The following is a 16347-nucleotide window of genomic DNA, read 5'->3' as shown; positions in this document are numbered from 1 at the left end:
GTCTAAATTCTATATGAATGTTATCCAAAAGCTCCGTGCAATTACGTCTCGCCAAGAAAAAAAATATCTTTTATTATTGCTCTTTTTATCAATCATTTTTTCCATCATTGAAACAATAGGTATCTCGGCAATTATGCCCTTTATTTCTATGGCCTCCAATCCTGATCTAATCACCCAAAATGAAACGTATCGAGCTATATATACTTTTTTTGGATTTGAAAATTCCAATTTTTTCATTATGGCATTCGGTTTTGTTTTAATTGGATTTTATGTCTTTCGTGCTGTTTATGCCATAACCTATATTTACTTACTTAATCGTTTTGCCTTTGGGCGATATCACCAATTTGCCTATAGACTTTTTCAAAACTATGTCACGCTCCCTTATCAGGAGTTCGCTAATCGTAACAGTGCAATATTGACCAAAACGATTATAACTGAAGCGTCTAACACAAGTGCATTAATACAGCAAACCATGATGGCGCTTAGTGAAATTTTTACGATTATTCTGTTGTATCTCCTTTTAGTCATTATTAACTGGAAAATGACACTGGTACTCACATTGATTCTAGGTATAAAATCTTTATTCTTGATCAAAGCTATTGGAAAGGTAATCAAACGTCAAGGGATTCGCCGAAATGATCTTCAAAATCGTTTTTTTAGAATCATTAATGAATCTTTTGGGAATTTCAAAATTATTAAATTGATAGGAAATGAAAAGAAAATTTTTAATGATTTTGAAGTGGCAAGTAGAGGCTTTACAAGAACAAATATCATCAATAGCACCCTTTCCCAACTACCGCGTGGTATCTTAGAAACTTTCGGGTTTTCGATGCTGATTGCAGTAGTTATTTATGTCCTCTACCGCTATAACGACGCCTCTTTTGTATTACCGATCATCTCAATGTATGCTCTAGCACTTTATCGTATGTTGCCCGCTATTAACCGATTAATGACCAGCTATACCAATATTATTTTTTACTCTAAATCTCTTGATATTCTTCACGAAGATCTAACCTATTCTACCGTTCAAGAAGGGGATGAAGAAATAAGCTTTAAACACGCAATTACCCTCAATAATGTCTCTTTTAACTATGCAGAAAACAAACCGGTTATCAATGATATATCGCTCTCCTTATCCAAAGGAGAGCGTGTTGCTTTCATAGGAGAGAGCGGAAGTGGAAAATCAACATTAATTGATCTCATAATCGGGATTTATAAAGCTGAAAAAGGAGAGATTTTCGTTGATAATGTAAAATTATCCGATAAAAATGTAAAAAGTTGGCGACGGAAAATCGGGTATATTCCTCAGGCCATTTACCTCTTTGATGGCACTATTGCAGAAAATGTCGCTTATGGACATCCTTTAGATGAATCTCGTATTATTGAGGTTTTAAAACAAGCCAATATATACTCATTTTTACAACATCACGAAGGATTGAACACCCATGTAGGTGAAGGAGGAATAAAATTAAGCGGAGGGCAAAAACAGCGTATTGGTATTGCTAGAGCGCTCTATTCCAACCCTGAAATTTTAGTTCTGGACGAAGCAACATCAGCACTGGATACTGAGACTGAAGCAAAAATCATGGATGAGTTGTACGATATCGCCGAAGGTAAAACACTGATTGTCATCGCACATAGATTAAGTACAATTTCAAGATGTGAAAAAATTTATCGACTGAGCAACGGGAAACTCTCATATGAATAAGATATTAGAATTAATCGGACGGGATAAAGCCCTTTTTTCCCAAGATATCGCATTTCATGAAGTAGACCTCTACAAAATTATTTCTAATTCTACTTTCCTTGTAATCGGCGGGGCCGGTTCAATAGGACAAGCTGTTACCAAAGAGATTTTCAAACGCGATCCTCGCAAACTCCATGTTGTAGATATCAGTGAAAACAATATGGTTGAATTGGTACGTGATATTCGAAGTTTGTTTGGCTATATCGATGGAGATTTTCAAACATTTGCCCTCGATGTAGGTTCAATAGAATATGATGCATTTATCCAGTCAGATGGAAAATACGACTACGTCCTTAATCTCTCCGCATTAAAACACGTACGAAGTGAAAAAGATCCGTATACGCTTATGCGAATGTGTGATGTAAATATTTTCAATACCGATAAAACATTACAGCAATCCATTGAAAACGGAACCAAAAAATATTTTTGTGTCTCTACCGATAAAGCGGCTAATCCAGTCAATATGATGGGTGCGAGTAAGCGGATTATGGAGATGTTCTTAATGCGCCGATCACATCAAATCAGTATCTCAACTGCGCGATTTGCCAATGTGGCTTTCAGTGACGGATCACTGTTGCACGGGTTCAATCAACGAATACAAAAACGGCAACCTATCGTCGCTCCAAACGATATCAAACGTTATTTTGTCACCCCGCAAGAATCAGGTGAGTTGTGTCTTATGTCTTGTATCTTCGGTGAAAATCGTGATATCTTTTTCCCTAAACTGAGTGAAGAACTTCATTTAATTACTTTTGCCGATATAGCTATTAAATATCTCAAAAATTTAGGATTTGAGCCTCATCTTTGTACCAATGAAGATGAAGCGCGAGAATTAGCAAATAGTCTTCCAGACCAAGGGAAGTGGCCATGCCTTTTTACCGCTAGCGATACAACGGGTGAAAAAGATTTTGAAGAATTTTTTACCGACACTGAACTATTAGATATGGAACGATTTCATAATCTTGGGGTGATAAAAAATGAACCTGTTTATGATGAAGCGTTACTAAAGTACTTTACCAAAACGATACAACTCTTTAAAGAACAAAAAAAATGGACAAAAGAGCAGCTTGTCGAGCTCTTTCATAAAATGATTCCTTCCTTTGGGCACAAAGAAACAGGAAAATATCTTGATGGAAAGATGTAGTATGCAAAAGATTGTAGATTTCATCCGAGAAACTTTTAATACAAAAGAGTTTATTCCTCTTCATGAACCACGATTCATAGGCAATGAAAAACAATACCTTAATGAGTGTATAGACTCTACTTTTGTTTCAAGTGTCGGAAAATATGTAGATATTTTTGAAAAAGAATTCGCAGCATATGTTGGAAGTAAATATGCCATTGCAACAGTGAACGGAACATCTGCACTTCATATCTCTTTACTTCTAGCAGGTGTAAAACAAGAGGATGAAGTCATCACTCAGCCTCTAACTTTTATTGCTACGTGCAACGCCATAAATTACTGTGGTGCCACCCCTATTTTTGTAGATGTTGATTTGAATACTATGGGACTAAGTCCAGAATCATTGCAAACATTTTTAGAAAACACATGCAAAGTTCAAGAAAACAGATGCATCAACAAAACAACAGGTAAAACTATAAAAGCATGTGTACCAATGCATACCTTTGGACACCCTTGCCGAATTGATGAAATACAAATCATTTGTGACCAATGGCATATCGTATTAGTCGAAGATGCGGCTGAATCTCTCGGAAGTTATTACCGAGAAAAACATACTGGAACCTTTGGCAAACTCGGCGCTTTCAGCTTTAACGGCAATAAAATTATTACCAGTGGAGGGGGAGGGGTCATAGTTACGGATGATGCTGACTTGGCTGCTCAGGCTAAGCACATCACCACAACGGCTAAAATACCTCATAAATGGGAATATGTTCACGATGAAATCGGCTACAATTATCGTCTTCCAAATCTCAATGCTGCCTTATTGGTTGCACAACTTGAAAAGTTAGAAACTTTTTTAGAGAATAAAAGAGAATTAGCCCGTATTTATGAAAATTTCTTTTCTGATAAGCCTATCTCTTTTGTGAAAGAAGTAAAAAACTCCCATTCAAATTACTGGCTTCAAAGCATCTTGCTTCCCGACAGAGATCAAAGAGACAAATTTCTAGCCTTTTCAAATGAAAACGGTGTAATGACAAGACCGATTTGGACACTGATGACTCGGCTGGAAATGTTTAAACAATGCCAAACAACTAATCTATCTAATGCAATCTGGCTAGAAGACAGAATTGTCAATATACCAAGTAGTGTAAGAATATGAAAAAGCCTATTTTAATCATCGGTGGGGGCGGTCATTGCAAAGCACTCATTGATGTCATTGAACAAGAAAATAAATATATAATTGCCGGAATTATTGATAAAAGAGAGTTAGTAGGACAAAAAATTTTCGGTTACAAAATTATCGGATGTGATGATGATTTACCGCTCTTCTATGAGCAATACAAAAAAGCGGCGATTGCGGTAGGACAAATACGCTCCAATACGATTAGAATTAAACTTTTTAATCTTCTAAAGCAAATCGGATATTCTATGCCAGTTATCATCTCCCCAACTGCTTACGTCTCTCCATATGCTTCCATCGAAGAGGGAACCGCCATAATGCATCATGCACTTGTAAATGCCGATGCAAAAATAGGAAAAAATTGTATTATTAATTCCAAAGCGCTTATAGAACATGATGCCATTATAGAAGATCATTGCCATATCTCGACAGGAGCTATCATTAACGGTGGGGCAACGGTACGTGAAAACTCTTTTGTCGGAAGCAACAGTGTCTGTAAAGAATATGTGGAATTAAATGGATTTATCAAAGCGGGGAGTGTCATAAAATGAGTATTTTTGTCATTGCCGAAGCCGGAGTTAACCATAATGGTAGTATCACTTTAGCCAAGCAGCTCATCGATGTTGCCTCTGATGCCGGTGCAGATGCAGTCAAATTTCAAACCTTTAAAGCAGACAATCTGGTATCCAAAACTGCACAAAAAGCCGACTACCAAAAACAAACAACCGATACTTCAGAATCTCAATATGAAATGCTCAAAAAATTAGAACTGAATACGACTGCGCATCATGAATTAATCGCCTATTGTAACACTAAAGATATTCTTTTTCTCTCCACTGCTTTTGACCATGAGAGTATCACTCTCTTAAATAATTTAGGGGTGAATATTTTTAAAATTCCCAGCGGTGAAATTACGAATCTCCCCTATCTTCGCCATATTGGATCTCTCGGGAAAAAGATAATTCTCTCTTCAGGAATGGCTAATTTAGGTGAAATTGAAGCTGCCCTTGAGGTGTTGACAAAGGCAGGAACGCCGAAAGAGCTTATCACGGTTTTACACGCTACAACAGAATATCCCTGCCCTATCGAAGAGGTAAACCTACGAGCCATGAATACTATAGCTACCGCTTTCGGAGTCAAAAGTGGTTATTCTGATCATACCAACGGTATTGAAATCCCCATTGCAGCCGCAGCAATGGGCGCATCAGTTATCGAAAAACATTTTACCCTCGATAGAGAGATGGAAGGACCGGATCATAAAGCAAGTTTGGAACCTTATGAATTAAAAATGATGATTCAAGCTATCCGAAACATCGAAAATGCACTCGGGGATGGCATTAAAAAAGCCACTAAAAGTGAACTCAAAAATATGCTGATAGCTCGTAAAAGTATCGTAGCATCACGCACTATTACTAAAGGTGAACTTTTAAGTAGTGAAAACATAACTATCAAGCGACCCGGTAATGGTATCAATCCTATGCGTTTCGATGAAATGATCGGCACAACTGCACTCAAAGATTATGACGAAGATGAGTTAATATGAGAAAAATTTGCATTGTCACCGGAACACGTGCAGAATATGGATTACTCTACTGGTTGATGAAAGAGACTCAAAATGATCCCGAATTAAAACTTCAAATTATTGTGACCGGCATGCACCTTTCACCCGAGTTTGGGATGACCTATAAAGAGATTGAAAAAGAATTTTTCATTAATAAAAAAATTGAAATGCTTTTATCCAGTGACACATCAATTGGAATTTCAAAATCAATGGGATTGGCTCAGATCTCTTTTGCGGAAGCGTATGATGACCTCAAACCTGATATTGTTGTTGTTCTTGGGGATCGCTATGAAATATTCAGTGCCGTAAGTGCGGCAATGATCGCTCGTATTCCAATTGCCCATTTACACGGTGGAGAAACTACTGAAGGGGCATTTGATGAAGCGATACGCCATAGTATCACCAAAATGAGTCATCTTCATTTTACAGCCGCTGAAATATATGCTAACCGTGTGATCCAACTCGGTGAATACCCTAATCGCGTCTTTAATGTGGGAGGCATGGGAATAGACAATATTAAAAAGCTCCCTCTTCTTACTCAAGAAGCGTTTGAAACAAGTATCGATTTTAAATTAAATACAAAAAATATCTTGGTCACATTCCATCCTGCTACCCTTGAAAACAGCACAGCAGAAGAACAATTTCAAGCCCTCTTAGACGCTATTGATACCTTAGAAAATACCCATATTATTCTAACTAAAGCCAATAGTGATACCGATGGAAGAATCATTAACCGTATGATCGATGAGTACGTAAGAAAGAACACCCATAAAGCAATTGGATTTACGTCACTTGGGCAACTGCGCTATCTAAGTGCTTTGCAGTATATTGACGCAGTAGTCGGAAACAGCTCAAGCGGTCTTATTGAAGCTCCCAGCTTTAAAATAGGAACAATCAACATTGGTGATCGGCAACGAGGAAGGCTAAAAGCATCGAGTGTTATCGATTGTAATCCGACAAAAGAAAATATTTTAAAAGGGTTTGAAATACTTTATTCCGATCCTTTCCAAAAAATGCTTAAAACGATTATGAACCCCTACGGAGAAGGAGGAGCAAGCAAAAAGATTGTCGATGTTCTCAAAACTGTCCCCTTATCGAATATCCTAAAAAAATCGTTTTATGATATGGAGATTAAATGAAAACGATAGAACATATCAAATTAACGCCTACTTCAACTATTCGTGAAGCATTAAAAGTTATTGACAGCGGCGCTATGCAAATTGCAGTAGTTGTGGATAACAAAAATCAGCTTTTAGGGACACTTACCGATGGAGATATTCGCAGGGGATTACTAAACGGTCTCTCCATTGAAAGCAGTATTGAAGATATTTTTTTTAAAAAACCTACTGTAGCAAAAGTATCCGACACAAAAGAAGAGATTCTCCAGAAAGCACTTACGAAGAAACTGCATCAAATACCGATTCTTGATGAAGCCAATCGTGTGTTGGGCATTGTAGAGATTGATGAACTTATAAAACCAAAAGCAAAAAACAATAAAGTCGTATTGATGGCGGGAGGTCTAGGGACACGATTGGGAGAGCTAACCAAAACTACACCCAAACCAATGCTTCATGTCGGTAATAAACCAATTCTTCAAACAATTATCGAAAATTTTGCAAAATACGGCTATACCAATATTGTTATAAGTGTAAATTACCTCTCACATGTGATCGAAAACCACTTTGGAGACGGCAGTACCTTTGGTGTTTCTATCGAATATATTCATGAAAAAGAGCGGATGGGGACTGCGGGTGCACTTAGTCTTATGCAAGATCTTTTAAAAGAACCGTTTTTCGTAATGAACGGCGATTTACTTACCAATGTCAATTTCGAGCATCTCCACGATTTTCACCTTTCTCAACAAGCTACCGGAACCATGGGCGTACGCGAATATGACTTTCAAGTTCCCTATGGCGTTGTAAATATCGAAGAAGGGAGAGTCAAAAGTATCATAGAGAAACCGGTACACAAATTTTTTGTCAGTGCAGGAATATATATGCTCTCACCTGAAGCATTATCCCTTATCCCCTCAGGGGAATTTTTTGATATGCCTTCCCTTTTTGAAAAAATTATTGCTAAAAATGATAAAGCTTCCTCATTTCCAATCCATGAGTATTGGCTTGATATCGGACGAATGAATGACTATGAAAGAGCCAACAGTGAATATCATGAGGTATTTTGATTGAAAGTTTTAGTGGTAGGATACGGTTCAATCGGTAAAAGGCATGAAGATGTTTTATCCTCTTTTGATTCCATCCAAGAAATCCATATCGTAACCAAACAAATCGTGCCAAACAAAGTGACTTATCAAACACTCCAAGACGTTAACAATTTGGATCAGTATGACTACATTGTAATCGCCAGTGAAACCTATAAACATTTTGAGCAATTACACTATTTGGAAACACATGTTTCAGGTAAATTATTTTTTTGTGAAAAACCCCTGTTTGAATCAAATAAAGAATTAATTATTTGCAAAAACACTCTTTTTGTAGGGTATGTATTAAGATTTCATCCTTTGTTGCAAAAACTTAGAGATTTGCTACAAAAGGAACATATTCTGAACGCTATAATTCATTGCGGACAATATCTACCGACATGGCGAAAAGAAGTTGACTACCGAACATCTTACAGTGCGGTTAAAGCTCAAGGTGGTGGTGTTCTTTTGGATTTAAGCCATGAAATCGATTACACGCAATGGTTGTTTGGGGAGATGGAACATATCCAAAGTTATCAGACAAAAATTTCTGATTTAGAGATAGACTCCGACGATCTCGTGACACTAATTTCGAAAACAAAAAAAGAGGTTATTATAACACTCTGTATCGATTACATCAGTAAAATTACCTATCGAAAAATGGTTGTAAACACAATCAACAATACCTATGAGCTTGACTTTATCAATAATACCTTGTTTCAAAAAGATAAAAATGGAGTAGTATTTACCTACCAATCTGAAAATTTAGAAAGAAATTCCATGTTTGAAAAAATGCATACTTCAATCCTATCTGATCAACACGATGCCTGCACCTTTCACGAAGGACAAAGAACTATGAGAACAATCTCAATTATTCAGGAACAAAACCGATGAGCAATGTTTTATGTACAATCTGTGCCAGAGGCGGCTCTAAGGGAGTTAAAAATAAAAATATCAAACACTTAAATGGAAAACCTTTAATAGCTTATACGATTGAACAAGCGAAAGATTCAGGGTTATTTGATCACATTGTAATTAGTACGGATTCCGACGATATCGCTTCGATAGCCATAAAATACGGAGCGGAAGTTTTTTTTAAAAGAAGCCCTGGGATGGCAAGTGATACTGCAGGAAAGCTTGATGTAATACGAGATGCTTTTATCCGAAGTGAAACACATTACCAAAAACGATATGACTATTTAATTGATTTGGATGCTACTGCTCCACTAAGAAGTGTAGATGATATTAAACACGCTTATGCCCAACTACTACGTGATAAAAATGATAATCTTATTACCGCCATGCCTTCACGACGAAGCCCTTACTTTAACTTGGTCGAGATTGATCCAACCGGAAAAGTTACTTTGTCTAAAAAATTAGACAGCCATGTTATGCGTAGACAAGATGCTCCATGCAGTTACGATATGAATGCTTCAATCTATATTTGGAATAGAGAGACTATTCTAAATTGCAACACTCTCTTTTTAGAAAAAACAGGCTTATACGTTATGCCCGAAGAGCGATCGATCGACATTGATACGGAAATCGACTTTAGCTTTGTAGAATTTTTAATGAGGAAAAAGCATGCTGAAAAATAAAATAGTCGTTATTACTGGTGGGGCAGGTCTCATTGGAAAAGAGTTTGTCACCTCGGTAATCGAACAAAACGGTATAGCTATCATCGCCGATATTAACGAGGAAATCGGTCATAAAGTTAAAAGCGAATTATCCGCAGCATTAAATACAGACAAGATTGATTTCGTCCTTTTGGATATTACATCGAAAGTCTCTTTACAAAATTTGATAGAGTACTTGGACAAAAAATACGGCCATATCGATGCATTAGTCAATAATGCTTACCCGCGTAATAAAAACTATGGAAAACATTTTTTTGATGTGGAATATTCCGACTTTTGTGAAAATCTAAACCTTAATTTGGGAGGCTACTTTCTCACTGCTCAGCAATTTGCACACTATTTCAAAAAACAAGGGGATGGAAATATCATTAATATCTCGTCAATTTATGGAGTTATCGCTCCGAAATTCGAAGTTTATGACAATACACCTATGACCATGCCAATAGAGTACGCCGCTATAAAATCAGCCCTTATCCATCTAACACAGTATATGGCAAAATATTTTAAAGGGATGAATATTCGGGTCAATACTATCAGCCCGGGTGGAATTTTCGATTATCAACCCGAACCATTTTTGGATGCCTACAAAAAATACTCCCTTAATAAAGGGATGCTGGATAAAAGTGATTTAAAAGGAACATTGACCTATTTACTCTCGGATATGAGCCGATATGTAAACGGACAAAACATCATTGTCGATGACGGATTCACTTTATAATCTTAACCAAACTGTAAATTACAATAAATCTTTGAAGACTTCTTCGATTTTTGACAACTTGGGGTCAATAATTCCTCTTTCGGTAATTAACCCTGTAATATAACGGTTTGGTGTGACATCAAAGCCGTAATTTAGTGCATGTGAATCTTTTGGTGTTATCAATACTTTTTCAACATGTCCATTTTCATGTAACCCATACATGTAACGGACCTCATCTTCACTTCGAGTTTCAATAGGGATATCTTTTACCCCATCTACCACTTCAAAGTCAAATGTTGATGTAGGAAACGCAACATAAAATGGAACATTGTTGGCATGTGCCGCTAATGCTTTCAAATAGGTTCCTATTTTATTAGCAACATCTCCTTGTCGGCTCACCCTGTCGGCTCCGACAATTATCATGTCAACCATACCGTGCTGCATTAAATGCCCTCCGGTGTTATCCGCAATAATCGTATGCTCTACACCATCTTGCCCCAGTTCCCACGCCGTAAGATTTGCCCCCTGATTTCGAGGACGCGTCTCATCTACCCATACATGAATATCTATGCCTCGTCTCTTTGCTTCATAAATCGGTGCAAGTGCAGTCCCCATATCAATAACGGCTAACCATCCGGCATTACAATGGGTCAATATGTTCACTTTTCGCTTTTCCCGTTTGGCAATTTCTTCAATGATATCAGCTCCGAATCGCCCTATTTCATAACTCTTTTCCGCTTCATCATTATTAATATTTATTGCCTCTTCTTTAGCTTTTAGCACCAAATCACCGGAGCTGATTCGTAGTCGTTCTAGCATCAAATCGACTGCCCATTGAAGATTAACAGCCGTAGGTCTTGCATCTTTTAACGCTTTTACTTTAGCTTCAAATTCACCGTTAAACACTTTAGTTTGTCGCATCGCCAAATAAACGCCGAATGCCGCAACAGAACCGATCACCCCTGCTCCCCTAACAGTCATATCAGCAATAGCCAAGGTTGCATCCTCACATGTTTTCAGTACCTTCGTTGTCTCGACATGAGGAAGTTTCGTCTGATCAATTACTTCAAGGTCACCCGAATCATTTAACCATAAAGATTTATATTTCCCATTCATCTGTTTTCCTCTTTAATTATGCTAATAAGTTCTTTAACGTTTTCAATCCGTTCATACTCTTTGACAAAACGTTTTGCAATTGCTAAAGAGTGCTTTTTAACCCTTGTACGGGCTTCCATATCTTCTATCCCTTCAATATCTTCCACTCCGGCAATACCAAAAAGACGACGAGCCATTTTCGCACCGGCGAATCCTACTGATTGACGAAATATCATCTGCATAAACTGCTTTTGAAATGCTGTAATAACTTTTTTATTCCCATATCCGTCCACGAGCAATCCGCTCTCATCTGTATGGTCCCAATGACTAATAAATTTTATTTCAAACTTCTCAAAAATTTCTTCGATAGTATCAAGCAACCATTTTTGGTACTCTTTATTTTTGCTACGTTCAAAATGGGAAACATACGATTGCAATAAATTTGCAATTAATGCCCCAATATCAAAACCGAATGGTCCAAAAAATGCGAATTCAGGATCAATAATATAAGTCTCTTTCGCATTAAGCATAATAGACCCGGTATGAAGATCTCCGTGAAGCAAAGCATCACTTTGTGTCATAAAGAGATATTTGAGTTTTAACATTTGAGTTTTAAACTCGGTATCCTCTTGCAATTGTTGGTGTTCAGCTTCCATCATCGGATTTATAGCATTAGAATGATGCGGCATAAACGGAAAAGTAAAGACAAAATCTTCAGTTATTTTGCATAATTCGACATTAGTATTAAATCGGTCCATCAAACGGCGTTTTGCTTCACCACTCAGATAAAGAGAAGAACTCTTAAATAAAGTAGTTGCCATAAAATCGGTAATATGTTCGGCAAATTTAGGATATATTACCCCGTTGATTAACCCTTTACGCATAATTAAATGCTCATCTAAAAAATACATCACCATCAAACTCATTGCTTCGTTTGCGTGATAGACCTGTGGTATCGCAGAAGGAACCGTCTCCCCATAATAATGCATTGCACGTATCTCATAATTCATCCGTTCACGAGAAAGAGGCCACCCCTCTCCCGCAATTCGTAAAAAAGGAACCGCTTGTTTAAGAATGAGCTTATTTTTAGAAGATTTAATGATATATACATAATTGAGGTTTCCATCACCTACCTCTTCTACACATAACGTTTCATCTCCTAAAATAGCTTTAAGCTCAGGAGTATTTTCTATATAGTCTCTTACTTTTTCATTGTCTAAAACATAATACTCCATATTTTCCCCTAAATAATACGGTCACTGCCGCCGTCTATAGCAATTTGAGCACCGGTTACCGCCCCAAATAAATTACTTGCCATGGCTACGGCAAGATCAGCAACATCACGTGATGTAATTTCAGCTTTGAGCAAATTACGTGTTTTGTACTCTTGAACACTCATTCCGTAATGATGTGCACGTTTTTCCAGCAGTTCTTCCGTCCAAAGTCCAGTATCAAATACAGCATCAGGATGGAGCATATTGACACGAATTTTAGGTGCGAGCTCCAATGCAGCGATACGTGCCAACTGAGTCACTCCACTTTTTGCTACCGAATAAGCACCAGCTCCTTTGCCGGGTGCTGGAACATTTTTGGAGACAATAAAAACAATTGCGGGATCGATTCCCTCTTTTAGAAATGGAATGACTTTTGTTGTCATCACCTGCTGTGCGGTAAGATTAATATCCATACTTCTTTGCCATACTTTAGAATCAATATCTTCTATATTAGCATTCTCAGGAAAGAACCCTGCATTGTTCACCAATACATCGATTCCACCGAAATAAAATACTGCTTCTGCAATCGCTCGATCTATCTGATCTGCATCAGTCAAATCACATTCAATCCCTAAGATGGAATCACTTTTAAACATTTTCGTAATTTCCGGATTAATATCCAATGCAATGACCGCAGCACCTGCTTCGGCAAAAGCCAAAGCACACGCTTTACCTATACCGCTAGCGGCTCCGGTTACCAGCGCGATTTTCCCCTGAAATTTAGGTTTAGAACTTGATTTTTTTAATTTAGCCTGTTCAAGTTCCCAATATTCCATTTTAAATATTTCCGCTTCCGGTAGCGCAATATATTGTCGAATTGATTCAGCTGTCAGAATTGATTCCAAGGTATGCTCTTTAATATCAGAGATAATACCTACTTCTTTTGCATTCGCTCCGAATGAAAGGGTGCCAACCTCCTTCCAAACTCCCCACATCGGAGATGGATTTAGCATAGTCAATTTCCCATCATTGTGTCGATCAAAATAGCTACGATACTCTGCGGCATACGTTTCAATATCTTTGGGTTCAGTGATGATCACACCATTTTTTTTCGTACGGATAACATGATCGGGAGTTAATGGACCCGTCGTAGCTATACGTTCGACATCTTTGTGTGCAATAAAAGCTCGACTAAGTTCCCCTTTATCCAATCGTGCGATCATCGGACATCCGGCTACTTCAGAAACTTTTGCCCGTATTTTTGCCATTTCAATCGGTATTATCGCCTTACTTTGAAAAGGCATATAGGACTGTTTTTTAGTAGCATTAAACTCTTCGGCAATCGTAACCAATTTAATCATTTTTTCGTAGCTTACTTTTGCGTCGTCATCAAAACTAAATACACCATGATGCATCAAAATAAGTCCGTCGATTTTAGAGAGATCTTTTCCTTCTATTGCTTTGGCGATCTCTTGAGAAAGGATAAAACCTGGCATTACGTAAGGAACAATGATGATACTATCGCCATACAATTCATGAATTATTTTTTCACTCTCAGGAGTATTTGTTAAAGCAACCACAGCATCTGCATGGGTATGATCAACATATTTGAAAGGTAAAATCGCATGTAAAATCGCTTCGATCGAAGGAGTCGGTGCTCCGGGGTCAATCATAGCACTGCGCTGATACATAACCATATCGGTATCGCTTAGCGTTTTCAAGGCTGCAAGTTTCAAAAGCATATCCATTTTTACAGGGGCGAAACCTGCCGCTTCAATTGTCGCCAAATCCCAGCCGCTCCCTTTGACATAAAGAATATCTTCCGTCTCGCCGAACAAATTAGTTTGTGTTGATTTTACCGATGTATTTCCACCGCCATGCAACACCAGTTCACTGCTTTTTCCTAACAAACGTGATGAGTAAACCCGCAGTTCAAGATCACTCGCAAAAGCTTTCGCTTCCGTATCATTCCATAAGCTTTTCATAATACCAAACCCCAATCTCTAAATCATTACTAATTCAAATACTAAAATACAACATTTACGCTGTTTAACTAAATCGCCGATTGTATCAAAAAATACCTCAAAACCCTCAATTGCAGTTCGACCATTCCATTCGACAGTAATGTAGTTTTTGTTGGGGAATTGATGATAATTTCTTCTCTATTCGTTTGTGTAAGCTAAATACGATATTATATCGAATAGCAATAATGAGAAGAGGATTTAAATGAATAATTTTTTAAAATCTTATGTTACTAGGCTCAAGCTTTTGTTGGATCAAGTTGACCACAACACAGTTAATTCTATTGTCGAATGTTTAGAAAAAACCATCGTAAACAAATCAAGAATTTACATTATGGGGAATGGAGGAAGTGCTGCTACCGCTTCTCATATGGTAAATGATTTAGGGGCAGGTTTACGACGAAGAAGTATCAAAAACTTCGATGTCATCAGCTTAGCTGACAATGTTGCAGTTACGACTGCTATCGCAAATGATATTGGATATGAGAATATTTTTTATATGCAATTGGAAGGACTTTTGAAACCTGAAGATCTTATCATAGCGATCTCATGCAGCGGTAATTCTCCCAATATCGTTAAAGCAGTTGAATACGCCCAAGAGATCGGTTCAACAATCATCGGTATTACCGGTTTTGACGGTGGAGATTTAAAAAAATTAAGCGACATCAATTTCCACATAGAAGCCCCAAGCGGTGAATACGGTTTAGTTGAAGATATGCATATGATTCTAGACCATATTATCTATTCTTATTATATTCATGAAAGTAGTAAAAATGTCTGATAAATATAAAATTGATAGTCATAAACTAATCTTCCACCCTGAACGAGTCTCTCAATGGCTCGAGGCAAAAGATGATTGGGAAAAAGAGAAAAAAGTTTATCCGATCTATGTTGAAGTGTCCCCTTATGGCGGGTGTAATCACCGATGTACTTTCTGCGGTGTTGACTACATGGGATATCAAAATATTAAATTAGATACCGCTATTTTTAAAGAACGTCTTACCGAGATGGGTCAATTAGGGGTAAAAAGTATCATGTATGCTGGAGAAGGTGAACCTCTATTACATAAAGATCTCCCCGAAATTGTTGAGCATACCAAAAAATCAGGTATCGATGTTTCGATTACAACCAATTTCATTCCTGTCAATCCGAAAGGGATCGAGACCTATTTGACCTATTCAAGTTGGATTAAAGTGAGCGTTAACGCAGGAACAGCTTCAACGTATGCGGCAATCCATCAAACAAAAGAAGCCGACTTTGATTTGCTTCTAAAAAACCTCGCACTTGCGGTTGAAGTCCGAAAATTAAAACAATTAACCTGCACACTCGGCGCACAAGCACTCCTTCTTCCTGAAAACCACCATGAAATGTTTTTATTGGCAAAAACAATGAAAGAGATCGGTATGGACTATATTGTTATCAAACCTTATTCTCAACATCTCTTTAGTGTCACCAAACAATACGAGGGATTAACCTATTCTGGAATGTTAGAGCTTGAAAAAGAGCTTCAAACTCTTAATGATGAAAATTTTAACGTTGTCTTCCGATCTGAGACCATGAAAAAAGTAGAAGAAGCCGCCCCAAGCTATAGTAAATGTTACTCAACGCCATTTTTCTGGGGCTATGTTTCAACAGACGGTAATTTTTATGGATGCAGCTGTTATTTAGCTCAAGATAAATTTTGCTATGGTAATATCAATGACTCTACATTCAAAGATATTTGGGAAAGCGATAAACGAAAAGCCAACTTAAACTTTATTAAGAATGAGCTAGATATTTCACAATGCCGAACCAATTGTCGGATGGATTCAATTAACCGTTATTTATGGGATTTGAAACATCCAAACGCACACGTTAATTTCATTTAAAGGATTT

15 protein-coding genes are annotated in these 16347 nt (G+C 37.5%); 12 read left to right on the top strand and 3 right to left on the bottom strand.

Features of this window, described 5'->3' with window-relative positions:
• The first annotated feature begins 13 nt into the window (after positions 1 to 13).
• From RMO68_RS00565 to RMO68_RS00520, 10 genes are read left to right on the top strand one after another with little or no spacing between them, the layout of a single operon-like run.
• Positions 14 to 1708 (top strand): ABC transporter ATP-binding protein, encoded by a 1695-nt coding sequence (locus RMO68_RS00565; protein ID WP_310438778.1) that lies wholly within the window; start codon positions 14 to 16, stop codon positions 1706 to 1708.
• Entirely contained in the window at positions 1701 to 2891 is a 1191-nt protein-coding gene (locus tag RMO68_RS00560; protein WP_310438777.1) for a UDP-N-acetylglucosamine 4,6-dehydratase, read from the top strand. The genes RMO68_RS00565 and RMO68_RS00560 overlap by 8 nt, the downstream gene beginning before the upstream one ends.
• A gap of 1 nt (position 2892) precedes the next feature.
• Entirely contained in the window at positions 2893 to 4029 is a 1137-nt protein-coding gene (locus tag RMO68_RS00555) for a LegC family aminotransferase (RefSeq protein WP_310438776.1), read from the top strand.
• Positions 4026 to 4601: an acetyltransferase gene (locus RMO68_RS00550; RefSeq protein WP_310438775.1), complete on the top strand. Its 576-nt coding sequence runs from the start codon at positions 4026 to 4028 to the stop codon at positions 4599 to 4601. The genes RMO68_RS00555 and RMO68_RS00550 overlap by 4 nt, the downstream gene beginning before the upstream one ends.
• Entirely contained in the window at positions 4598 to 5593 is a 996-nt protein-coding gene (neuB, locus tag RMO68_RS00545) for an N-acetylneuraminate synthase (protein ID WP_310438774.1), read from the top strand. The genes RMO68_RS00550 and neuB overlap by 4 nt, the downstream gene beginning before the upstream one ends.
• Positions 5590 to 6750, top strand: a complete 1161-nt coding sequence (gene neuC / locus RMO68_RS00540) for a UDP-N-acetylglucosamine 2-epimerase (RefSeq protein WP_310438773.1) — start codon at positions 5590 to 5592, stop codon at positions 6748 to 6750. Before neuB ends, neuC begins: the two co-directional genes overlap by 4 nt.
• On the top strand, positions 6747 to 7793 hold the full coding sequence (locus tag RMO68_RS00535; RefSeq protein ID WP_310438772.1) for a nucleotidyltransferase family protein: 1047 nt from the start codon (positions 6747 to 6749) through the stop codon (positions 7791 to 7793). Before neuC ends, RMO68_RS00535 begins: the two co-directional genes overlap by 4 nt.
• Positions 7794 to 8702, top strand: a complete 909-nt coding sequence (locus tag RMO68_RS00530) for a Gfo/Idh/MocA family protein (RefSeq protein WP_310438771.1) — start codon at positions 7794 to 7796, stop codon at positions 8700 to 8702. It abuts the gene before it with no gap.
• Entirely contained in the window at positions 8699 to 9406 is a 708-nt protein-coding gene (locus RMO68_RS00525; RefSeq protein WP_310438770.1) for an acylneuraminate cytidylyltransferase family protein, read from the top strand. Before RMO68_RS00530 ends, RMO68_RS00525 begins: the two co-directional genes overlap by 4 nt.
• A complete protein-coding gene (locus RMO68_RS00520; RefSeq protein ID WP_310438769.1) occupies positions 9393 to 10163 on the top strand; it encodes an oxidoreductase in 771 nt (256 codons plus the stop codon). The genes RMO68_RS00525 and RMO68_RS00520 overlap by 14 nt, the downstream gene beginning before the upstream one ends.
• Positions 10164 to 10181: 18 nt before the next feature.
• Here RMO68_RS00520 and mtnA read toward each other — a convergent pair whose 3' ends face one another.
• Genes mtnA through RMO68_RS00505 form a run of 3 tightly spaced genes read right to left on the bottom strand, consistent with a single transcriptional unit; the run spans position 10182 to position 14436 of the window.
• Positions 10182 to 11258 (bottom strand): S-methyl-5-thioribose-1-phosphate isomerase, encoded by a 1077-nt coding sequence (mtnA, locus tag RMO68_RS00515; RefSeq protein WP_310438768.1) that lies wholly within the window; start codon positions 11256 to 11258, stop codon positions 10182 to 10184.
• Positions 11255 to 12472 carry an S-methyl-5-thioribose kinase gene (gene mtnK / locus RMO68_RS00510; RefSeq protein WP_310438767.1) on the bottom strand — a complete coding sequence of 406 codons (1218 nt, stop codon included), beginning with the start codon at positions 12470 to 12472 and terminating at the stop codon, positions 11255 to 11257. The genes mtnA and mtnK overlap by 4 nt, the downstream gene beginning before the upstream one ends.
• An 8-nt stretch (positions 12473 to 12480) precedes the next feature.
• Entirely contained in the window at positions 12481 to 14436 is a 1956-nt protein-coding gene (locus tag RMO68_RS00505; protein ID WP_310438766.1) for a bifunctional aldolase/short-chain dehydrogenase, read from the bottom strand.
• Positions 14437 to 14677: 241 nt separating this feature from the next.
• On the opposite strand from RMO68_RS00505, the gene RMO68_RS00500 reads away from it, so the two are divergent.
• Together RMO68_RS00500 and RMO68_RS00495 are read left to right on the top strand one after the other, a co-directional pair.
• The gene (locus RMO68_RS00500) at positions 14678 to 15253 is read left to right on the top strand and encodes an SIS domain-containing protein (protein ID WP_310438765.1); all 576 of its coding nucleotides are present in this window, start codon (positions 14678 to 14680) and stop codon (positions 15251 to 15253) included.
• On the top strand, positions 15246 to 16340 hold the full coding sequence (locus RMO68_RS00495; protein ID WP_310438764.1) for a radical SAM protein: 1095 nt from the start codon (positions 15246 to 15248) through the stop codon (positions 16338 to 16340). The genes RMO68_RS00500 and RMO68_RS00495 overlap by 8 nt, the downstream gene beginning before the upstream one ends.
• The last annotated feature ends 7 nt before the right edge of the window (positions 16341 to 16347 follow it).

Origin of the sequence: Sulfuricurvum sp. (assembly GCF_031427015.1) — a bacterium.
GTDB lineage: Bacteria > Campylobacterota > Campylobacteria > Campylobacterales > Sulfurimonadaceae > Sulfuricurvum.
The sequence above is the reverse complement of the archived record's forward strand: the minus strand, read 5'-3'. Positions and strand labels throughout refer to the sequence as shown.